At 41.1% G+C, this 20688-nt stretch carries 19 protein-coding genes; 7 read left to right on the top strand and 12 right to left on the bottom strand.

Annotation, left to right across the window (positions count from 1 at the left end):
* Window positions 1-207: 207 nt before the first annotated feature.
* The gene (locus tag QWZ08_RS11965; RefSeq protein WP_290337650.1) at window positions 208-1191 is read left to right on the top strand and encodes a phytanoyl-CoA dioxygenase family protein; all 984 of its coding nucleotides are present in this window, start codon (window positions 208-210) and stop codon (window positions 1189-1191) included.
* Between the two features lie 87 nt (window positions 1192-1278).
* Here the strand turns inward: QWZ08_RS11965 and QWZ08_RS11960 are convergent, their stop codons facing one another.
* The 12 genes from QWZ08_RS11960 to QWZ08_RS11905 all read right to left on the bottom strand — a co-directional run bounded on the left by QWZ08_RS11960 (window position 1279) and on the right by QWZ08_RS11905 (window position 15225).
* Window positions 1279-3321, bottom strand: a complete 2043-nt coding sequence (locus tag QWZ08_RS11960) for a M13 family metallopeptidase (RefSeq protein WP_290337649.1) — start codon at window positions 3319-3321, stop codon at window positions 1279-1281.
* Window positions 3322-3447: 126 nt separating this feature from the next.
* Complete coding sequence (locus tag QWZ08_RS11955) at window positions 3448-4146, bottom strand: uracil-DNA glycosylase family protein (protein ID WP_290337648.1); 699 nt, start codon at window positions 4144-4146, stop codon at window positions 3448-3450.
* A 176-nt stretch (window positions 4147-4322) separates the two neighbouring features.
* Window positions 4323-4727 carry an Hsp20/alpha crystallin family protein gene (locus QWZ08_RS11950; RefSeq protein WP_290337647.1) on the bottom strand — a complete coding sequence of 135 codons (405 nt, stop codon included), beginning with the start codon at window positions 4725-4727 and terminating at the stop codon, window positions 4323-4325.
* A 421-nt stretch (window positions 4728-5148) separates the two neighbouring features.
* Window positions 5149-6267 carry an ABC transporter permease gene (locus QWZ08_RS11945; protein ID WP_290337646.1) on the bottom strand — a complete coding sequence of 373 codons (1119 nt, stop codon included), beginning with the start codon at window positions 6265-6267 and terminating at the stop codon, window positions 5149-5151.
* Window positions 6264-7370 (bottom strand): ABC transporter permease, encoded by a 1107-nt coding sequence (locus QWZ08_RS11940; protein ID WP_290337645.1) that lies wholly within the window; start codon window positions 7368-7370, stop codon window positions 6264-6266. The genes QWZ08_RS11945 and QWZ08_RS11940 overlap by 4 nt, the downstream gene beginning before the upstream one ends.
* Before the next feature lie 89 nt (window positions 7371-7459).
* Entirely contained in the window at window positions 7460-8203 is a 744-nt protein-coding gene (locus QWZ08_RS11935) for an ABC transporter ATP-binding protein (protein WP_290337644.1), read from the bottom strand.
* A 12-nt stretch (window positions 8204-8215) separates the two neighbouring features.
* Entirely contained in the window at window positions 8216-9136 is a 921-nt protein-coding gene (locus QWZ08_RS11930) for an ABC transporter ATP-binding protein (protein ID WP_290337643.1), read from the bottom strand.
* Between the two features lie 298 nt (window positions 9137-9434).
* Window positions 9435-10379: an HlyD family secretion protein gene (locus tag QWZ08_RS11925; RefSeq protein ID WP_290337642.1), complete on the bottom strand. Its 945-nt coding sequence runs from the start codon at window positions 10377-10379 to the stop codon at window positions 9435-9437.
* A gap of 68 nt (window positions 10380-10447) precedes the next feature.
* On the bottom strand, window positions 10448-11740 hold the full coding sequence (locus QWZ08_RS11920) for a TolC family protein (RefSeq protein WP_290337641.1): 1293 nt from the start codon (window positions 11738-11740) through the stop codon (window positions 10448-10450).
* A 35-nt stretch (window positions 11741-11775) separates the two neighbouring features.
* Complete coding sequence (locus QWZ08_RS11915; RefSeq protein ID WP_290337640.1) at window positions 11776-12387, bottom strand: TetR/AcrR family transcriptional regulator; 612 nt, start codon at window positions 12385-12387, stop codon at window positions 11776-11778.
* A gap of 141 nt (window positions 12388-12528) precedes the next feature.
* Complete coding sequence (locus tag QWZ08_RS11910) at window positions 12529-13638, bottom strand: aminotransferase class I/II-fold pyridoxal phosphate-dependent enzyme (protein WP_290337639.1); 1110 nt, start codon at window positions 13636-13638, stop codon at window positions 12529-12531.
* A gap of 279 nt (window positions 13639-13917) precedes the next feature.
* Entirely contained in the window at window positions 13918-15225 is a 1308-nt protein-coding gene (locus QWZ08_RS11905) for a M28 family peptidase (protein WP_290337638.1), read from the bottom strand.
* Window positions 15226-15439: 214 nt separating this feature from the next.
* Here QWZ08_RS11905 and ric point away from each other — a divergent pair, with 214 nt between their 5' ends.
* The 6 genes from ric (at window position 15440) to QWZ08_RS11875 (ending at window position 20599) form a co-directional block, all read left to right on the top strand.
* Complete coding sequence (ric, locus tag QWZ08_RS11900) at window positions 15440-16399, top strand: iron-sulfur cluster repair di-iron protein (RefSeq protein ID WP_290337637.1); 960 nt, start codon at window positions 15440-15442, stop codon at window positions 16397-16399.
* Window positions 16400-16439: 40 nt separating this feature from the next.
* Window positions 16440-17246, top strand: a complete 807-nt coding sequence (locus QWZ08_RS11895; protein WP_290337636.1) for a DUF2249 domain-containing protein — start codon at window positions 16440-16442, stop codon at window positions 17244-17246.
* A 1-nt stretch (window position 17247) separates the two neighbouring features.
* Window positions 17248-18537, top strand: coding sequence for a cytochrome C oxidase subunit I (locus QWZ08_RS11890; RefSeq protein WP_290337635.1), 1290 nt, complete (start codon window positions 17248-17250; stop codon window positions 18535-18537).
* Window positions 18534-18857 carry a metal-sulfur cluster assembly factor gene (locus QWZ08_RS11885; RefSeq protein ID WP_290337634.1) on the top strand — a complete coding sequence of 108 codons (324 nt, stop codon included), beginning with the start codon at window positions 18534-18536 and terminating at the stop codon, window positions 18855-18857. Before QWZ08_RS11890 ends, QWZ08_RS11885 begins: the two co-directional genes overlap by 4 nt.
* A gap of 2 nt (window positions 18858-18859) precedes the next feature.
* Window positions 18860-19291 (top strand): RrF2 family transcriptional regulator, encoded by a 432-nt coding sequence (locus QWZ08_RS11880; RefSeq protein WP_290337633.1) that lies wholly within the window; start codon window positions 18860-18862, stop codon window positions 19289-19291.
* A 282-nt stretch (window positions 19292-19573) separates the two neighbouring features.
* The gene (locus QWZ08_RS11875; protein ID WP_290337632.1) at window positions 19574-20599 is read left to right on the top strand and encodes a fatty acid desaturase family protein; all 1026 of its coding nucleotides are present in this window, start codon (window positions 19574-19576) and stop codon (window positions 20597-20599) included.
* The last annotated feature ends 89 nt before the right edge of the window (window positions 20600-20688 follow it).

Raw genomic sequence — 20688 nt, 5'->3', positions numbered from 1 at the left:
TTGCGTTTTGGACCTGGCTGGACTTGTTGTTTAAATTAGGTGAAAAGGATTGTAATATTGTCCTGTCAATGTTGCCAAATGGAATGCGATACAAGAGGGCGACGCAACGATGATCCACATGGCTTCTTAGCCCGGACCAAAAATTAAGCGAACGGACTTTACAATATTTAAAAATCAATTCTTTTATAAAACTAAAAAACGATTGTTATGCAAGTGGAAGAAAAACAAACCATGACCATGAATACCATGGGCAAGTTGTACGATAACAAACAAACACCGGGCAATGCATCAGTGGCCCGAACTGCACAAAAACTAAACGACCGAACCAACGGTAAGCCTTTGCGTGAGTTATCGGAGGAGCAGTGGAAATTCTGGATCGACAATGGGTATGTAATTATACCTAACGCCGTACCCGCTGAAGATGTTGAAAAAATGGCCAGCCTGCTGTGGGAGTTTGAAGAAAAAGATCCTAATGACCCGGAGACCTGGTATGCTGAACCAAGAGCAGAAATACAAATGAAGGAGTTGAAAAATACGGGTATGGTAGAGATGTATAACAACCCGCAGATGTGGAAGAACAGGATGAATCCAAAAGTGTACAATGCTTTTGTTGACATCTGGGGTATCGAAGAATTGTGGGTTACAATTGACAGGGCTAACTTGAATTTTCCGATAAGACCAGGGCATGAATATAAAGCATTTATTCATTTTGATATTGATACCAGCATGAACCCAAAACCTGTGAATGTACAGGGTGTGCTGGCTTTGAGCGATACGGATGAATTGACCGGCGGCTTTCAATGCGTACCTGAACTATACAGAACTTTTGATGAGTGGGTGAAAACACAGCCCGCCGACCGGGATCCGTTTAAACCGGACACAACTGGTTTTGAAATTAAAAAAGTGATGTGTAAAAAAGGCGACCTGCTGATATTTAACAGCATGCTGGCGCATGGCATTCGTAAAAATGAAAGTGACCGCCCGAGACTGGCGCAATACATTTCTATGACGCCTGCGGTGGAAGATAACGAAGACCTGGTAAACTGGCGGGTAAATTCCTGGCGGCATCGCATAGCGCCGGAAGGCTATGCGTTTCCGGGAGACCCTCGTAAATGGGAACAGACCAAATATGAAAGAGCGGAGTTGACAGAGTTGGGTGAAAAATTATTGGGTTTGAAGAAGTGGCATTGATATACCTGCGGGTTAAATGCGGATTCTATAAAATAAAAACGCCATGATGCAAAAATGCATCATGGCGTTTTTTTGCTTTGGTAATTTTTACCAGATATGTATCCTGTCTTTTTCCGCAACAAACATTTTATCACCTTCCTTTACATTAAAGGCGTTGTAAAAAGGCGTGAAGCTCATCAGTGGTCCCCATACCCTGAATTTGGCGGGCGAGTGCGGGTTGGTGTTGATTTGTTGCCGCAATGCTTCATCCCTGCGTTTACTTCTCCAGCCCTGTGCGTATGATAAAAAGAAGCGCTGATCAGGTGTGTAGCCCTGAATTTTCGTTGTATCTTTTCCCTGTGCCGTCATTTTAAAAGCATCGTAAGCAATGGCGATACCGCCAATGTCTGCGGTATTTTCACCCTGTGTCAGGCTGCCATTGATGTGCAGTGTATCCAGCACCGTAAAGCCATTGTATAATTTGATCACCTGTTCTCCTTTGGCTTTAAATTTTTCAAGGTCTTCTTTGCTCCACCAGTTTTTTAGATTGCCATCTTTGTCGTATTGAGCGCCCTGGTCGTCGAAGCCATGCGTCATTTCATGACCGATGACCATGCCGATACCGCCATAATTCATAGCATCGTCTGAGTTGGCATCGAAGAAAGGAAACTGTAAAATACCTGCCGGAAAGACGATTTCATTAAAGGTTGGATTGTAATACGCGTTGATGGTTGGTGGCGTCATTGTCCATTCTGTTTTATCTACGGGTTTATCCACTTTACTAACCTGGTAAGCATATTCATTTTTACCGCATGAAAGCAGGCTGCCGATAAAATCATTGCGGTCGATTGCGACTTTACTGTAATCACGCCACTTGTTTGGGAAGCCGATCTTCTTGATAAAAGTATGCAGTTTGGCAATGGCTTTTTGTTTGGTGCTATCGCTCATCCAGTCCAATTGGGTGATGCGCTTTTCGAAGGCTGCCTGGAGGTTGTTCACGAGGTCGAGCACTTTCTTTTTAGACTCTTCACCAAAGTATTTATTTACATACAGCTGCCCCAGGGCCTCACCCAAATTTTCATCCACCACCACATAATTCCTTTCCCATCTTTCTTTTAATTTCTTCTGGCCGTTCAATGTTTTGCCATTGTATTCAAAAGATGCATTTACAAAATTACTGCTGAGGTGGTTAGCGAAACGGTCTGTCAGATGAAAATGCAGGTAAGTTTTCCAGTCTGCAAGCGGTACCGATTTTAGCAACTCATTCAATTTAATGTAATATGCTGGCTGGCTTACATTCACTGAGTCTGTTTTTATGTTAAGGTTTATCAGTAATTGCTTCCAGGCAATTGTTGGCATCTTCGCATCCAGGTCTGCCACCGCCATTTTATTGTAATTGCTTTGTGGATCCCGCAGCTCTACATTGGTGCGGTGGCTGGCTGCCAGCTGCTTTTCCAGGGCATACACAGTGGCGGCGTTTTTTGCGGCGGAGGCACTGTCGGTACCGGTTAACATAAACAACGTGCGGATGTATTGCTGGTATGCGGCAACTACGCTCAGAGTCGCTGCATCAGTTTTAAAATAATAATCCCTGTCTGGTAAACCAATCCCGGCCTGGTAGTATACCGCAATATTTTTTGCACTGTTTTTTTCATCGGATCCTACATATTGCCCGATCAGCATAGGGATACCCGAGGTGCATAAAGCAGTTACAAACTGCAGCATTTCTTTATTATCTTTTAACGAATCAATATTTTTCAGCAATGGTTTGATGGGTTCGTAACCCAGCTTTTCTATTTTGGCTGAATCCATACTGGCGGCATACAATCCGCCCACCTGTTGTTCGATACTATCGCTTTTTTTTGTGCTTGCAGCGGCTTCTTCCAGGATCGTTTTAATGCGGGATTTTATAATGTTTTGCATCTCCAGGCCTGAACTGGCACCGGATTCGGTCGGCAGGATAGTAGCTGTATCCAGCCATTTTCCGTTGGCGTATTGAAAGAAATCATCGCCTGGCCTAACGGACGAATCAATGTATTGAACCGATAATCCTCTTACCTGTGATGTGTTCGTTTGCGGCGAATTTTTACAGGCAAACAAACTAATTGCCATTAATGAAATAATCCATGCTGCTGGTGAATATTTTGACATAAAAAATTGTTTGGTGAAAGAAAAACTGACTGTACAAGATAAACATTTTAAGCAAGCCCGGCTGTTTAAGTTGCTTGTTTTCTTTGGCAGTTGGACGGCTGGCAAAATGCCGTGGCAGGCGGTGATTTATGGCGCTACGGAGTGAAAGGCCGCGAGGTATTTGTCAATATACAATTGCTTTGATTTTGATTTGTATTGCATTACAAACCTGGGATGTTCCAATGCGATGATGTTGTTGAAAAAGCCGTGTTTGTCGTTTACTTGCCGTAAGAATTTTTCATTTTTACCATTGCCAAAACAAAAACAGGTATCAGTTTCAACACCAAAGCTGATTTGTTTTTGAATGTTTTCGATAATGAAATCGTATACCGCATTGGTAAGTTCCTTGCTGTCGTAATAATTATAATTGATTTCTTTGCCATTGGCTGTAGTGGCAGTAAAGCCAAGCGGGCAGATTGAGTTGATATAAAAATCCCGGTAAAAGTTGGTTGCTCCGCCGTATGCATCAATTACTTCGTATACAAATACGGACGATGGTTCATGTGTTTCTTTGCCTTCATATTGCAGGTGACATTTTTCAACCAGCCTTTTGGTATCTGTAAACGGAATGCCGGTTACGCCACCGCCGAACCTGCCGGGATTGATGCCTAAAATTAAATGACGGCGCCCGGTATCGTTATAATATTTTTTATAAAAAGAAGTGGATAATGCAAGTACGTTTTTATTTTCTTTGAAAGGATTCATCATGCTGATACTGGCGGGGAGACTGCCTTTAAAATCAATTGTTTTATTAAAGGCAATTACTTTATCAGCGAATGTTTTCATTGTGTTGTTTTACACAAAGGTATTTCACACAAAGGGAACAAAGAATACAAAGAGCGCAAAGGTTTTTTCGTTGTTTGCTTTGTACTCGTTGCGGTCGTTGTGTGAAATTAAATATACGGCAAAATGCAAAGAGGCAGCATTGGGTTTTGCTGCCTCATTTGTTTTTTCATGCCGCTTTAGTTAATCACTATGTCACGTTTTGCTGCTTCCTTTCCGGGAACCAGGGGCAGACTTACCTGCAACACACCATCCACATACTTAGCGGTAATGTTTGTTACATCAACCGTTTCATCCAGGTCGAAGGTTCTTTCAAATCCTCCACGGCTGTATTCTCTTAAAATCCAGTCGGGGCGGGGGAAACCCTCCGGCGGAAGATAAGAAACTGTGAGGGTGGAACCTTTCACATCCAAATGAAAATGTTCTTTGATGCGGCCGGGAGCAAACACCAGCATTTCGTAACTGCTGTCTGTTTTGTAAATGTTTACTGAGGCCCTTTGCATTGAACGGATAAGCATGCCACGGTGGCGTGGGTTGCTTCCATAGTTGTTGCCTTTTGCGGCGCATGACTGATTGTAGTGCATGTTTTTCAATTTTAGAATTAACAATATTGTTATATTGGATTAGACGAATGAGGAGCAAGCATATTTTAATTGAAATCCTTTTTGATAATGAAAATATTTCAGGCTCCATCTTAATTGCCCCGCCCTTCAGGGCGGGGATAAATAAAAAATAAGAAGAGGCTTTAGCCAGGTTTGTTTGGCTAAAGCCACATAATGTGGGTTGTTACATTGGCCCCCGCCCTTCAGGGCGGGGCAATGAAAAAGTTTGGATTAATATGACGTCGTAGTAGTTTGATAATTCAATTATCTCCGGGAAATCAGGTGAAGTCATAAGTTTGTTGGACACACCAACCAGGAGGCTGAAGATGCCATGAAAATATACAGTTAAATGGTGCGACGCCAATGCGGCTGCCATGAAAAATTGATGCTGGTCAAAAAAAAATTATGACCGCTTATGATAATTTAGAATAGCCCAGGTGTTAAAAACTACCGCCAGGCCAAGTACGGCCAACAGGTGATACTTGATGTCTGCAAAGCCGCTTCCTTTTAAAACGATCATGCGCATCACTTCAATAAAATACGCAACGGGATTTACTTTGGTGATCCATTTGGCCCACTCCGGCATGCTGTCGATAGACGTGTATAAACCTCCGAGGAGCATAAACACCATCATCACAAAAAAGCCTACAAAAGTGGCCTGGGTTTGGGTTTCAGCATAAGTGGAAATTAATAAGCCGATGCCTAATAAGGCCAGCAGAAAAACCATGGCGAATAGATAAATCAGGGCGATGTTACCTACGGGAACGATTTGATAAAATAACCGGGCGATCAATAAACCAATGGTAAGCGTGATTAAACCCATGATCCAAAAAGGGATGAGCTTGCCTAAAATAAAGGTTGTTTTGCTGATGGGACTTACGTTGATTTGTTCGATGGTGCCGCTTTCTTTTTCCTGCACAATGTTGAGTGACGTAAGAAAGGTGCCGATCATAGTGAGCAACGTAACGAGGATGCCGGGCACCATAAAATCTTTATAATTCATGGTGGGGTTGTACCAGTTGGAAGAAGTGATTTCAATGGTTGGTATGGCGTTGAAAGCCGGGAAAGTCATCCAGTCCAATCGTATTTCCTGGTTAAAATCCCGGATGATGTTGGCCGCGTAAGCGCCGCCCAGGTTGGCTTTGGCGCCATTCACAGCATTTACAGCGAGCAGCATACTGCTCTTGGTTTCTTTCACAAGATCTTTCTCAAAGTTTTTGGGGATTTCAATTACCAGGTCAGCCTTATCTGATTCGATGGCTTCCAATGCCTTGTTGTATGAAGGCGAATAATCGGTTAAAATGAAATACCCGGAGGCCGTAATTTTTGAAATAAATTTTTGTGAGTAGGAAGAATGATCATGATCAACGATACTAAGCAGTACATTCTTTACTTCGTAATTGGCGGCGAATGGAAAGATGAGCAACTGTATGATGGGCATGATAAGTACCGACCGCAGGATAGCAGGATTGCGGAACACCTGCCTGAATTCTTTTTCCAGTAAAAAAGACAATTGTTTCATGCAAGCCTGGTTTTAAATTTTGAGAAACTGATAGCAAGAAAAAACAAGGTCATTCCAAAAAGTATCAGCGTTTCTTTCCAGATCATTTTAAAGCCGAGGCCTTTGATCATGACATCTTTTACAATGATAAAAAACCATTTGGATGGTACGATGTTCGACATAACCTGCAGTGGCTTTGGCATGCTTTCAATAGGAAACATAAATCCACCCAACAATAAAGTAGGCAACATTAAACCCAGCAAAGAAATCATTTGAGCGGTTTGTTGCGAACTGGTGACGTTTGAAATCATCAGTCCCAATGAGACTGCTGTTGTAATAAACAGCAATGCTTCGCCCATCAATAACAACAGGTTTCCGTTGATGGGAACTTCCAGCAACGTGACGCTTACGATCAATATGGTTGATACATTTACAAGTGACAAAAACATGTAGGGAATGGCTTTGCTTAAAATAAACAGCAAGGGCTTTAAAGGCGATACCAGCAATACTTCCATAGTATTGATTTCTTTTTCCCGTACGATGGAAACCGAAGTCATCATGGCTGAAATAATAATCAGGATCATCGCCATTACACCGGGCACAAAAGTATAAGCGCCCTTTAACTGTGGGTTGTACAACATCCTTACCTGCGGCTCAATCTGGTAGGGCAGGGGAGTATTTGTGGTGAGATCGTTTTGATAGTCGCGAATAATACTGGTGGCATAATTGGTAACGGTTGTGGCTGTGTTGGGATCCGTTGCATCAGCCAATAATTGTATCTGGGCATGATTGGTATGCAGCAGGTTTTCGCGGAATTTATTTTGGAAAATCACCACCAGTCTTATTTTACCGGTTTTAAAGGCCGCTTCAATATCGACTTGTGAATGCAGGTAGCGGGCAACATTAAAATAGCGGCTGGCATCCAGCCGGTGAATAATTTCTGCAGTGGCAACATCTTTGGATTCATCCAGCACGGCAATGTCAGAATCTTTTATTTCATTGGTTAATGCAAACCCAAAAAGAATGATTTGCACAATCGGCATCAGGATAATAATGAGCAATGATTTTCTATCCCGAAAAATGTGGTAGAATTCTTTTTGAACAAAAATTAGAAATTGCTTCATTGTATTTTTTATATGTTATTCGATTGCTCTAAATACCTTTCATCTTTTTTGCACTGCGTTTTATTTTCCCCTTGGAGAGTTAGTGGGCGCTAGTCGTCGCTCCGCTTCGCACCTCTTGCCAGTTGTAAAAAAACTTCATCCATTGATGTTGCGTTGAATGTCTTTTTCAGGTTGCGGGGTGTATCCAGCGCTTCAATTTTTCCATCCACCATGATGGATACCCGGTTACAATATTCCGCTTCATCCATGTAATGCGTGGTGACAAAAATGGTAATGCCTCTTTCTGCAGCCCGGTAAATCAGGTTCCAGAATTCACGCCGCGTTATAGGGTCAACGCCGCCGGTTGGTTCATCTAAAAAAACAATTTTAGGTTCATGAAAAATGGCCACTGAAAATGCCAGTTTTTGTTTCCACCCTAGCGGCAATGCTTTTACCAATGTGTTGGCTTCGGGAGTAAGGTTTAGCTGATTTAAAAGCTGCGCCGTTTTTTCTTTGATTGCTTGTCTTGCCATACCATAGATACCGGCGTAAAAGCGGATATTTTCGGATACGGTGAGATCTTCATACAGAGAAAATTTCTGGCTCATATAGCCGATGTTTTGCTTTATTTTTTCTGTTTGTTTGTACACGTCGAAACCTGCTACAGTGGCTGACCCGCTGGAAGGCATGGAGAGTCCGCACAGCATCCGCATGGCAGTTGTTTTGCCTGCACCGTTGGCGCCAAGAAATCCGAAAATTTCTCCCTTGTCTACCTCAAACGATACCTCATTGGTGGCGATAAAATCGCCAAACTTTTTGGTGAGCTTATTGGCTGTTATAACGGCTTCTCTCATGTCTGTAAAATATTATTGGCTCATCAGCTCAATGAAGCAATCTTCAATATTGGGCTTGGCCAGCTGCATTTCAATTTCAAGATGGGACAGATGCTCTAAATAATGCATCACCGGGTCCATTCCTTCTGCATCATTTTTTAATACGAGGTGATGAAATTCACCAAAGGCGTAACATTTTTCCGTGTTGCTGTATTGCTGCAGATCATTGAGCAAGCGGAACATTTCTGCTGAACGTACTGACCACATTTTTTTTGTAAATTTTTTGATGATAGACTGGGGTGAATCAATGCTCATAATTTTGCCGGATTGAATCAGCGCCACCCGGTCGCACAATTCAGCTTCGTCCATATAGGGGGTACTCACCAAAATGCTGATGCCTTGCTTTTTCAAGCTCTTTAGCATCTCCCAGAATTCTTTTCTTGACACCGCATCCACACCGGTAGTAGGTTCATCCAGGAACAATACTACGGGGCGGTGTATTAATGCACAACACAAAGCCAGCTTCTGTTTCATACCACCCGATAACTTGCCTGCACGGCGGGTTTTAAACGGTTCCAGCTGAATATAAATATCTTTAATAAGGTCATAATTTGCTTCAATACTGGTATTAAAAATGGTGGCGAAAAAGCGCAGGTTTTCCTCCACCGAAAGATCCTGGTACAAAGAAAATTTGCCGGGCATGTAGCCAATGCGGTTGCGGATTTGCTTGTATTGTTTTACCACATCAAAACCATCAACGGTTGCATGGCCGCCATCTGCCAACAGCAGGGTTGTCAGGATTCTGAACAAAGAAGTTTTACCAGCACCATCCGGACCAATAACGCCAAACAATTCACCTTGTGCAACGTCCAATGAAACATCATCCAATGCAGTCACAGTCTCTTTTTTTGAGCCGTATTTTTTAACAATATGTTCAACAGTTACTGCTTGCATTTAGATTGTTGGATGGTTGAATTGTTGGATTGTTTTATTGTTGGATTGTTGATTGTTAGATTGTTGAATTGTTTTATTGTTAATGGTTACATGTTGCTTGTTTCATTTTTTGATTGGATGGGTTGCTCAACGATTGCTACGATGATGAGTAGAGTGAAATTTTTTATGTTTAGAATGTTAAAAAAGCAGTAAGTTCTTTCCAGCATTGAACTTCAAATAACCATTCAGCACTCCAACAGCCAAAAGCATTAACTAACAACCCGAAAGAAATCAGACATCAGCCATCAGCCATCAGACATCAAAAAATAACTTCCCCATACATCCCAATCTTCAAATACCCATCGTTCTTCACATTGATTTTTACAGCATATACCAGGTTGGCTCTTTCTTCTTTTGTCTGTATTGTTTTTGGTGTAAATTCTGCCTTGTCAGATATCCACGTAATGATGCCTTGCAGCTCTTTGTATTTTCCCTTTCCGTCATCTACCAACACTTTTACTGGCTGGTTTAATTTTACCTGTGCCAGTTGGTCGCCGGTGATATAAGCACGCAATTTCATGTTAGTGAGATCAGCAATTTTATAGATGGCTTTGCCGGTGTTGGTAAACTCATTTGCATCGGCATATTTAGTAAGCACTGTGCCTGTAACAGGATTTACAATATTGGTTTTATTCAGTTGATCCTGAATCTGCGCCACTTTTTTCTCCATCGGATTTTTTTCACTTAGTATGCCGCGGTTTTGTATAGCCACTGACTGGCGCTGCGATTTTACCTGGCTTTGCAAAACAGCCAGTTGACTTTTGGAAGCCAATATTTGTTGCTGTAACACATTTACCTGGCCGTTGATATCATCCAGTTGTTTCACAGGGGAAGCGCCAGCATTCACGAGGTTCGTAAAACGTGCCTGTTCTTTTTGCAGTGTTTTTAATTGTTCTTCCTGCACGGCGATTTGTCTTGTTTGGGCAACCATCTGGGCTTGCAGAATATTGATCTGTGGCAGCGCATCGTTTGTTTTTTGCGTGATGGCATCTACTGATGAAGCTGCTTGTTCCTTCTGCAATTCAATAGCAGAAGGATCAATGTTGCCGACTACCGAATCCTTTATCAGTGTAGCACCTTCTTCAACATTCAGCCTCATGATTTTACCGGTAGCTTCTGCTGAAACAATAATTTCATCTGCTTCAAAAGTTCCTGTAGCATCATATTTTGCATTGCCATTTTTACAGGAAACTGTACTTATCATACAACTCAGTAAAAGCAATTTAATAGTAGACTTCATATTTTCAGATTGATTAATTATTGAACTTAAATTTACTCACCTGTGATGATTTTATAATTGTATTGCGCCTGCAGCAGCGACACTTCATGTAATTTTTGGTTCAGCATTGCCTGGCTTTCTGCATTCTGTTCCCTGATAAAATCGTTGGAGGTGATGATACCATTGCTTAGCTGAAGCGCTGCATTTTCCCTGATGCTAGTCCGCAGGTTTATAATGGCCGAATCACTTTGCACCAGCTGATTGTATTTATCTATTTCGCCTTTTTGGCGCACGAGTAGTTGCTGGTTATTTTTTAAAAAATTTTCTCTTTGTTTGCTCACTACCTGCTGCTGTATCTTTAAAACGTCTTTATCTTTTTGTTGTGTAATGCGGCTCATGATAGGTATATTTAACCGTACACCCGAAATATAAAACCACTGAAAACTATTTTTTAATTGATTTAATCCGGGTTTGCCATAACCGCCATCTGCAAAAAGTGATAGCTTCGGGTTCGTTTTTGCATTGATCAATTTGGATTGTAATTGGATACTTTGTTGCTGAAAGTCAAACAATTTCAATTCCGGTCGTGCAACAATAGAGTCTGCATTTTTGTAGGAAGTAACAGGTTTAGAAAGTACAGTATTTTGATCCAAATCGGCGCCGGTAATAATTGCCAGCATTTCAACCACCTCTTTTTTGGCCGATGCGAATTCTATTTTTTGCTGATCTGTTTTCAGCAATTCAGCCCTTAATACATCTGCGTTGCTTTTAATGGCCACACCATTTGTAACCTGCGCTGTTACTACCTTCAGACTGTTGTTTAAATTATCCTCTGCAACATTCATCAATTGTATATTCTCCGCCATCAGTAATGCAGTAAAGTAATAATTGTTGATGGTAGTTTTCAGTTGATATAAATCCACTTCCACTCTTTGTGCTTCTGTTTGAGTTGTGATGCGTTGCAGTTTTTTCTGCCCGGCAATCAGTCCACCATCGTACACGGGTTGCACCAAGTCAAGCGTTCCCTTGTACTGATCTTTATCCAGCGATTCAATGGTGAGGTTGGGCAATTTGATAGGTAACGACGTAACGTCCGATTGATAGGTAGCCTGTGCATTGATATCCAACTGGGGTAGCCATTTCAGGTTAAGATTTTTTTCTGTTTTGTTGCCTGCGGCAATCGTTAATGCCTTCTGCTGGTATAGCGGCGAGTTGGCAGCTGCCAGATTATAACACTGTTCTATTGTAACCTCATTCAAATGCTGAGCACGCAGTAATTGATTAGCTGAAAGGAAGGTAATCAGCAGCAGTATTTGTTGAGGTATAAATTTTTTGTTTTTATGCATATCTGATCGCTTTAATCATGGTATTCATTATTATATCATGCTTTGATGGCGTTGATGATAAACTGCGCTACTTCTTTCTTTCGTGCCTGTATCATTTCCTGGTATTGTTTTTCCGTCATCTGCATTACTTTCCTGATCATAGGTTTGGCTACAAAGGGAAAGATGCTCAGCGACTGGATATTGATCAGTAATTGTTGGGCGCTTATCTTCCGGATAATTCCCTTTTTTACCTCAGCATCAATTTGCTGCTGAAAGCCAGCTAGAACGTTTTTTGCCTGCAGCTGTTTAAACTGTTTTACCATCATAGTAGGGTTACGGCTTATCTCGTTTAACACAAACAGGGGCATGTCAGGAAACTGGCTGATGCGCTCGATATCCAGCGCTACAATTTCCTGTATTTTGTCAAACAGGCAAATATCGGCAGACAAAACAGCCGCCAGGTTGGAAAAGAATTTCCTGAACTCCTGCTGAAAAATCAGTGCGAATAATTTTTCTTTTGATTCAAAATAGTAATGTACCAGCGCTTTATTGATACCTGCTCCATCAGCAATATCCTGCATGCGTGCCCCTGTAAGACCCTTTTGGATAAAGGCTTTTCGGGCTACCTGCAAAATGGCTTCTTCTGTCTTGTTGTCTTTTTGCTTCATGTCAGGAATTTAACCATTTGGTTAAACTGGATGTAAAGGTAAGCGATCAATTATTACAACACAAAAAAATTAACCATTTGGTTAATTTTTGAATTCATTGAACTGAAGTGATACGTTGAGATGGAAAAAAACACGATTTAGTTATAGCAGACTTGCATCAATAGCGGCACTGATATTTTGCAGGCCCTGTTGCAGAATAAGATCAGTTGTCCAGCCAAAGCCAATACGCATGTAGGTATCGGGCATGCCGAACCAATGGCCCGGCCCAACCATTGTGTGGTAAGTGGCCATGAGGATATCATAAAACCGGTTGGTATCAATTTGCAGTTCCTTTTTAAAGCGTGCAAAACAAACCACGCCACCTTCCGGTAAAATACATTCCATGCGGGTTTCCTTTTGAAGCCATTCTTTAAGGAGTTCGAAATTCTGCAGGCACTTTTTATTAATATTAGTTGCAAATATTTCTTTCTGAAGGTAAAACTGGTATGCTACCTCTTCATCCAAAACAGAGTTGCTGATGTAGATCATTTCTTTGGCAGCAAGAAAGCGTTCCATCATCACTTCATCCAGCGTAATCAGCCAGCCGATGCGCAACCCAGGTAGTCCAAATGCTTTTGATAAAGAAGATACCGTAATGACCTTGTTACTTTTTGTAGCAGCAAGCGGGTAAGGCGTTTTAAAACAGGCATCCCGGTAGGTTTCGTCTACCAGCAAATGAATATTGTGCCGTTCGGCAATAAGAATAATTTCGTCTATGGAAGCTTCGCTCATCAGCATACCTGTAGGATTGTGCGGCGTTGTAATGCTGATCAGCTTTGTGCTTGGCTGAATGGCTGCTTCAATTTCAGCGACATCCAATTTCCATTCGGTTTCAAAATGCAGGTCAATAAAAGAGATGCTGCAGCCAATGGTTGAGGGTACTTCAATATTGGTAGCGTAGTTAGGCCGCACAACAATTAAATGATCATCCGCAGTAAGCAGGGAACTGTTGATAATAAATAAAGCTCCAGCAGCTCCGTTCGTGAGTAATACATTTTCTTTATCAAGATTGATAAAGTCCTGCACAATCAATTCCCTAAGAGCCGGTTTACCCCGATGACCAGTGTACTCCAGTGTAAGGTCATTAATTGAAAGATTTAATTCTCCGATTGTAAGATCAGTAACTGAGCTTTCTGAAAGGTTATAGTGGATATTACCATAACCGATCTCCTCCGGAGATTCCTTCTCAATAGGCATGCGTTTGTACAGCATAATAATTGTTTATTTAGCAGGATAGGAACGCGGATGACACTGATTTTGGCTGACTAAAAACGGATTTTTCTGTTTTAATATACTAACCAGTTTGGCAAAATACAATCCGCCATTATCCGTTCAACTCCGTGTCATCCGTGTTCCATTCATCCGCAAGAAAAAATCCGTTTTTAATCTGTGCTTTCCGCGTCATCTGCGTTCCATCCATCCGCAGGATGAAATCCGTTTCAAATCAGTGCCTTCCGCGTCATCAGCGTTCCTATAAATGTTGCGCCGCAACTATTTTAATTGTGTTGCATCAACCCTTGATGGCGTATCTTTTCCGCTTATAATGGTCGCAGAACTCAGCGCAATGGCTTTTATAATTTCAGCCATGTTCTTCATATCCAGCGTACCGATTTCATCAGATGCTGTGTGGTAATTTTTTTCGTCATCCATTTTTGACGTTGAGATAGTATGCGCCGGAACACCCAGCCTGGCAAGGGTTGCATTGTCTGACCGGTAAAATAATTGTTGCTCGGGATAGGGGTCAGGATAAAAATTAAAGGAACTGCCTTTCAGGTTTTCCTGCAGAATTTTACCCATGTTTGACTTTTCAAAACCGGTGATGTAGGCGGATTTAGTCCCCCATTTGGACTCGGTGCCAATCATTTCAATATTAAACATCGCCATCACTTTTTCAGGAGCCAATTGTTTGGAAAAATATTGCGAACCAAAGCCGCCCAATTCTTCCGCCACAAAAGTCGTGAATACCAGCGTGCGTTCGTTGTTGTTCAGTTTTGCAAAGTATCTGGCCAGCATAATCACTGCGGTGGTACCGGCAGCATCATCATTGGCGCCGTTATAAATAGAGTCCTTCTCACCATGCGGTGCACCTTCTGCAGGTGAACCAACACCCAGGTGATCATAATGACCAGAGAAAACAACATACTCATCCGGCTTGCTTTTGCCTGGCAAAACGCCTACTACGTTATTCAAACTTTTCTTAGAAATAGTATTGGTACATTCAACCGAAAATGCAGCAGCCTCTTTAGTTCCAAAAACAAAAACAACTGTATTGCTGCCAGGAGAAGAGGTAATTTTATCAATATGCTGTATGTTCTTTAAACGGTTGCTAAAGCTGCTATCAACCAGTACCAGTAAATTCTTTTTGCTTTGATAATACTCATAAAATTTGGGTCCGAATTTATCGCCGGCATTTATTTTCACTATTTCCACATCACTTTTCTCTGTAAGACTAACTGAAGGCTGGTAAGAAAAAATTGCCGTTAGTGAGTCTGGAATTGCTTTTCCATCAATCACAATTTTGCTGTTTTGGGTTTCAGCCTGCGTCATGCTAAATTCCTGTCGGTAGTTGGCTGAACCGTTAAAAGTCTGCAAACCCGCCTTTCTAAATTGTGTTTCTATAAAAGCAGAAGCTTTATCAATACCGGGGGTAAAAGTTCGACGGCCCTGCATGTCATCGGCTGACAGTACCTTTTCAATTTTCTTTACCTGTTTAGCCGTAATAATTTTTAGGGCTGATTGCGCATGAACTGTAAACAGCATGCCTGCACTAAGTGACAATAAAACAATTTGCTTAAGCATAGTTTGTAAGAAGCGTTATTTAAATGAGTAATAAAAATCCGACCTACGGTTCTAAGAGGAAAGATACTTGTTTTTTTAAAAGACCATTGCAGCGGAAGTATTTTGTAACAAACTGCTTTCGAAAAAAGGAATTTAAAATAATAAAAGTATTTAAATACTTTTATTAAAAATAAACTCCTATCTTTGTGGAGTAAAAAATTAAAAACAACATTTTATGCAAACACTCACAGACAATATCCTGAACGTAACCTTACTGGAACCCCGTCAGAAACACCCTACTATCTTTTTACGTTTTGATGAACTGACAGAAGGGGAGAGCCTGACCATTCACAATGACCATGACCCGAAACCTTTGTACTACCAGTTGCTGGGCGAAAGAGGTAATATTTTTGTTTGGGAATACGTGGAACAGGGACCCGAATCATGGAAGGTAAAAATTACCAAACGCATCAGTACCGAAGGTGAAGAAACCCTGGGAGCCCTTGCTGCAGCTGATTTTCGCAAGGCGCAGATATTTAAAAAATATGGTCTTGATTTTTGCTGCGGTGGTAAAAAAACGGTGAAGCAGGCTTGTGCTGAAAAAGGTTTGGACGTTACTAAAATAGAGCAGGAATTGCAACAGGCTGATCAGCTGCCGTCATCAAGACCCATTCCATACACTGACTGGCCGCTTGATTTTTTAGCAGATTATATTGTGAACACACATCATAGTTATGTTATCAAAAGTCTGCCCGATTTAAGGAGCTACGCACATAAAGTATTGAAGGTGCACGGTAGCCATCATCCTGAACTGGCAAGAATTTATGAACTGGTGGAAGCCATCAACACAGAGCTTACTTCACATCTTGCAAAAGAAGAAAAAGTGTTGTTTCCTTACATCAAAGAAATTACGAAAGCAGGTAAAAATACCGAGCCATTGCATGCTGCACATTTTGGAACAGTGCAAAATCCAATCAATATGATGGAAATGGAGCACGAAGAAGTGGGCAAAAACCTGGAAGAGATCAGGGAACTTACAAAAAACTACACCTTGCCTGAAGATGCCTGTGCCAGCTATAGTTTGCTGTACCGTTTGCTGGATGAGTTTGAAGAAGACCTGCACCTGCATATTCACCTGGAAAATAATATCCTGTTTCCCAAAGTGCTGGCCATGGAAAAACAATTGCAGGCTTAATACAATTATTACCTGTCAGCGTTCATAAAAATTATTAGAAGTGATCATCAATGTCAATACTAAAATAGGTACAATTATCAAACACCAGCCAGGTGCGCTGGAAGCTATTGTTGGTATCAGCACTGCATTTGAAAAACTCCGCAATCCTTTATTGCGAAAGATTATGGCAGGCAGAACAAGTATAGCAATGGCCTCTAAAGTTGGTGGATGTACGGTAGAAACATTTTTTAATGCATTGAAACCGCTTGGCTTTGAAACAGACACCAATGAATTGCCGGCTGCCATTGTTAAAAAGCAGTGGCCCGGCTTTTTATTGTCGCTTAAAAAAGATCAGCTGGTTACCCTGGATGTAAGGCCGGTAATTGCCAAAGGCGAAGACCCGTTGAATAACATCACACAAAAAGTAAAATCATTAAAGCCGAGGCAGGTGTTAAAGATCGTCAATACTTTTGAACCGGTTCCGCTGATTCAGTTACTGGAGAAAAAGGGATTCGAAGTATATGCTGACGTGATCCATCAACAACTGGTGGAAACTTATTTTTATAAAGCTACTGCTTCTGAACAAAGTGATTTACCCGCTGAAGTTGCTTCATCAAAAAGCTGGAAGGAAACGCTGCAAAAATTTGGTGACAGAAGAAAGTATGTTGATGTACGGCAGCTCGAAATGCCCTTACCTATGATCACCATAATGGAAGCTTTACAAACGCTGGCTGCAGACGAAGTGTTATTTGTATACCACAAGCGTATCCCGGTATTTTTGTTACCCGAGCTTACCGAACGGAATTTTGAATACCTGATCAATGAAACGACAGAGGCTGGCGTAGAGTTGCTAATTTATAAATCCTGAGATGCCTGCAATAAACCATACAGCTGATTTTGCAAAGACCACGGATCACAAGCTGGTGCTGCCTTTTTATCTATATGCAGCTCTGTCTTTCCTGATGGCAACTATATTGTTGCTATTATCTACCAATGCTTTTACCCGGCATTATTTTCATCCACATGTACTCGCCATTACTCATGCAATGGCACTGGGCTGGGGGACTATGATCATTCTTGGCGCAAGTCACCAATTGATACCTGTGTTGATTGAAACCAGCCTGTACAGTAATAAATTAGGCTACGCTTCTTTTGTGCTGGCCGCAATTGGCATTCCTTTATTAGTGTATGGATTTTATGTATTTAACCTTGGCTGGCCTGCAAGATGCGGTGGCATTTTAATCAGTGCGGCCATACTTTGTTATCTTATTAATATAGGGGTTAGTATGACCAAAAGCAAAAATGAAAATGTACATGCATTTTTTGTTTTTACCGCTACGCTCTGGCTATTGCTTACAACCATTGTGGGCCTTTTACTGATTTATAATTTCACCCTATCTATTTTGCCGGTCGATTCATTACATTACCTGCCACTGCATGCGCACATGGGCATCGTGGGCTGGTTCCTTTTACTGATTGTAGGTGTTGGTTCCAGGATGGTGCCGATGTTTTTATTATCTAAATACACCAATACAAAATTGCTATGGCTTATCTATTGTTGTATCAACGGAGGCCTGGTTGCTTTTGTGCTTTTGTTTCTTTATAGTCATGAAACGGCGTTGTACCTTTTGCCCGTGAGTGCTGTATTTACCGGAATTGCGTTGTTTGCCTGTTATTGCTACAAATGTTTTCAGCAGCGCATTCGCAAGAAGGTAGATGAACAAGTGAAAATTTCTTTGCTTTCTGTACTGCTGATTTTTTTACCATTGATATTTTTGTTGGTCTTTATTGCACGGCTGATGGCGGGTTCGGTTGATATACCTGTTGTGATGGCGTATGGTTTTATCATTTTTTTCGGATGGATTACCGCCATCATTTTAGGAATGACTTTTAAAACTTTGCCCTTTATTATATGGAACAAAGTGTACAATAAGAATGCCGGTACAGGTAAAATGCCCAATCCGAAGGAACTCTTTAACGGCGGTGTTTTCAGGGCGATGGCTTTTGTTTACCTGGTTGGATTTATATTATTTATCCCGGGTGTTTTATCTGCCAATAATTTACTGTTACAAACTGCCACTTTGTTTTTATTAGCTGCAGCCTTGCTGTATAGCTGGAACGTAATAAAATTGTTGTTTCATAAAAGCTTACCGCAATGAATGTAATTACCAATAACAATGTTAAATGTACCATCGCATTGGCAGTGTTGCAAAATGTGGAGGATCCTGAAATAGGTTTAAATGTGGTAGACCTTGGCCTGATCTACCAGGTTGATTTTGATGAAGAGCAGGCAAAAATTTTTTGTACAATGACGCTGACCACGCAATTTTGTCCCATGGCAGCAGCATTAAGCGAAGCGGTAAAACGGGCATTGCAAAAAACTTTCACGGATATGGACGTACACCTGGAGGTAACTTTTAATCCGCCCTGGAGCCATGAACGTATCTCTGCCGATGGACAACTTTTTTTAAATCAATAACTATGCTGAGTCTTACCTGTAAAACCGCGATTAAAGCTGTTATATATCTTGCTTCAAAATTTGAAGCAGGTGAAAAAATTGGCATTAAAGAAATTGCCGTCTTCATTGATGGCAGCGAACATACTGTTGGCAAAATGCTGCAAACGCTTGTAAAAGAAGAAGTGATTCTTAGCGCCAAAGGCCCTACCGGAGGCTTTTACATTACAGCCAAACAACTAAAACAACCCATCATTAACATCATCGAGGCTATTGATGGCAAAGATGTTTTTAAGCAATGTGGCCTGGGTTTAAGCAAGTGCTCCTCTACACATCCATGCCCCATTCACAATGATTATAAAGAAGTGAGAGACCTGTTTGAAAATCTTTGCAGGCAGAAAAAGGTGGTCGATTTATGCGAACCAGTCAACGATGGTTTGGCTTACCTGGTTGGATAATTTGCCCCTTACTATAAATATTTATAATTGTAGTTTATAACCTCCTTACATCCTTGCCAATGAGGTCGTGCATTTTTATTTCACAAAACTTGCATCACATTTTAACACACCAAATTTTTTATAATTCACTTCGTATAGCGATAAAAGAATTATAAAGCCTACCTTTAAACCATTCTCGTTAATACTTTGTCTGCAAAAAGATAATTTTTTCATGAGCAATACTATGCCGTTACTCCACCAAAGCTCGCTTACAAAAATTATCACCGTCGAAAAAATATTGCTATGGAACTTATTCTTACCGATCCGATCGGGCTGCAGAAGAAAAAAGTCAATTTAATTGATCAGTTATTTCTTCCTTTGATCAATGACAAACGAGATATGGCTTTCATTTACCTGTCACTGAAAATTACATTTATCATTATTCCCGCAGCAGTGCTGTTGTTTATCTTACCAGATCTTTACTGGGCCTGGTATGTGGGCTACCTGCTTGTTTTGCTCATCGTTTTTCTGGGGCCTTATGTATTGATGCTGCACAATGTTTGTCACCGTAAATTATTTAAAAAGAAGTACGGCGTTTTCAACAGGTATGTGCCCTGGGTGCTGGGTATTTTTTTTGGACAAACACCCGAAACTTATTTTCATCACCATGTAACCATGCACCATCCTGAAAACAATGAGCCCGAAGATTTGAGTAGTACCATGAAGTTTCGCCGGGACAGCATCAGGGCTTTTATAATTTACCTGGGTTCGTTTTATTTTACGGGTGTACTTAACCTGATACTCTATTTTAAAAATAAATCGAGAAATAAATATGCTTTCCGCATCATGATGGGGGAAACTTTTTTTACGCTGATGGCTATTGGATTGTGTTTTGTAAATTTTAAAGCGACACTTACGGTTTTTATTTTGCCCCTGGTTTTTATACGCTTTGCAATGATGGCCGGCAACTGGGCGCAGCATGCATTTATTGATGCCGACAGGCCGGAGAGTATTTACGGTAACAGTATTACCTGCATCAATACCATCTACAATAAAAAATGTTTTAATGATGGCTACCATATTGGCCACCATTTAAAGCCTTATATGCACTGGACAGAGATGCCTGCGAACTTCAAAGAAAACATCAGCACTTATTCTTTAAATAAGGCGGTTGTATTTAAGAAACTGGATTATTTTCAAATCTGGTTTTTGCTGATGACTAAAAACTATAAGACCCTCGCTGCCAATTATGTTCAGCTGGGCGAGGAGCAAACCAGCACTGAAATAATCAGCTTTCTAAAAAGCCGCACCCGAAAGTTTGACCTGTAGTACTACAGGCAGAAATTGTGGCTATTGTCGTTTGGTCGTTTTTTTTAGTCTTTTTGACAATTGTTAAAAAAAAGTTACAAAAAAATTAG

The organism is Ferruginibacter paludis, from assembly GCF_030409685.1.
Classification (GTDB): domain Bacteria; phylum Bacteroidota; class Bacteroidia; order Chitinophagales; family Chitinophagaceae; genus Ferruginibacter; species Ferruginibacter paludis.
The sequence above is the reverse complement of the archived record's forward strand: the minus strand, read 5'-3'. Positions and strand labels throughout refer to the sequence as shown.

Coding starts and splice junctions, on each gene's coding strand:
- QWZ08_RS11965 (WP_290337650.1), top strand. CDS start 208: ATGCAAGTGGAAGAAAAACAAACCATGACCATGAATACCATGGGCAAG.
- QWZ08_RS11915 (WP_290337640.1), bottom strand. CDS start 12,387: ATGAAGCAAAAAGACAACAAGACAGAAGAAGCCATTTTGCAGGTAGCC.
- QWZ08_RS11905 (WP_290337638.1), bottom strand. CDS start 15,225: ATGCTTAAGCAAATTGTTTTATTGTCACTTAGTGCAGGCATGCTGTTT.
- QWZ08_RS11955 (WP_290337648.1), bottom strand. CDS start 4,146: ATGAAAACATTCGCTGATAAAGTAATTGCCTTTAATAAAACAATTGAT.
- QWZ08_RS11930 (WP_290337643.1), bottom strand. CDS start 9,136: ATGCAAGCAGTAACTGTTGAACATATTGTTAAAAAATACGGCTCAAAA.
- QWZ08_RS11940 (WP_290337645.1), bottom strand. CDS start 7,370: ATGAAGCAATTTCTAATTTTTGTTCAAAAAGAATTCTACCACATTTTT.
- ric (WP_290337637.1), top strand. CDS start 15,440: ATGCAAACACTCACAGACAATATCCTGAACGTAACCTTACTGGAACCC.
- QWZ08_RS11935 (WP_290337644.1), bottom strand. CDS start 8,203: ATGAGAGAAGCCGTTATAACAGCCAATAAGCTCACCAAAAAGTTTGGC.
- QWZ08_RS11960 (WP_290337649.1), bottom strand. CDS start 3,321: ATGTCAAAATATTCACCAGCAGCATGGATTATTTCATTAATGGCAATT.
- QWZ08_RS11885 (WP_290337634.1), top strand. CDS start 18,534: ATGAATGTAATTACCAATAACAATGTTAAATGTACCATCGCATTGGCA.
- QWZ08_RS11945 (WP_290337646.1), bottom strand. CDS start 6,267: ATGAAACAATTGTCTTTTTTACTGGAAAAAGAATTCAGGCAGGTGTTC.
- QWZ08_RS11910 (WP_290337639.1), bottom strand. CDS start 13,638: ATGCTGTACAAACGCATGCCTATTGAGAAGGAATCTCCGGAGGAGATC.
- QWZ08_RS11925 (WP_290337642.1), bottom strand. CDS start 10,379: ATGATAAGTACAGTTTCCTGTAAAAATGGCAATGCAAAATATGATGCT.
- QWZ08_RS11890 (WP_290337635.1), top strand. CDS start 17,248: ATGCCTGCAATAAACCATACAGCTGATTTTGCAAAGACCACGGATCAC.
- QWZ08_RS11950 (WP_290337647.1), bottom strand. CDS start 4,727: ATGCACTACAATCAGTCATGCGCCGCAAAAGGCAACAACTATGGAAGC.
- QWZ08_RS11880 (WP_290337633.1), top strand. CDS start 18,860: ATGCTGAGTCTTACCTGTAAAACCGCGATTAAAGCTGTTATATATCTT.
- QWZ08_RS11920 (WP_290337641.1), bottom strand. CDS start 11,740: ATGCATAAAAACAAAAAATTTATACCTCAACAAATACTGCTGCTGATT.
- QWZ08_RS11875 (WP_290337632.1), top strand. CDS start 19,574: ATGGAACTTATTCTTACCGATCCGATCGGGCTGCAGAAGAAAAAAGTC.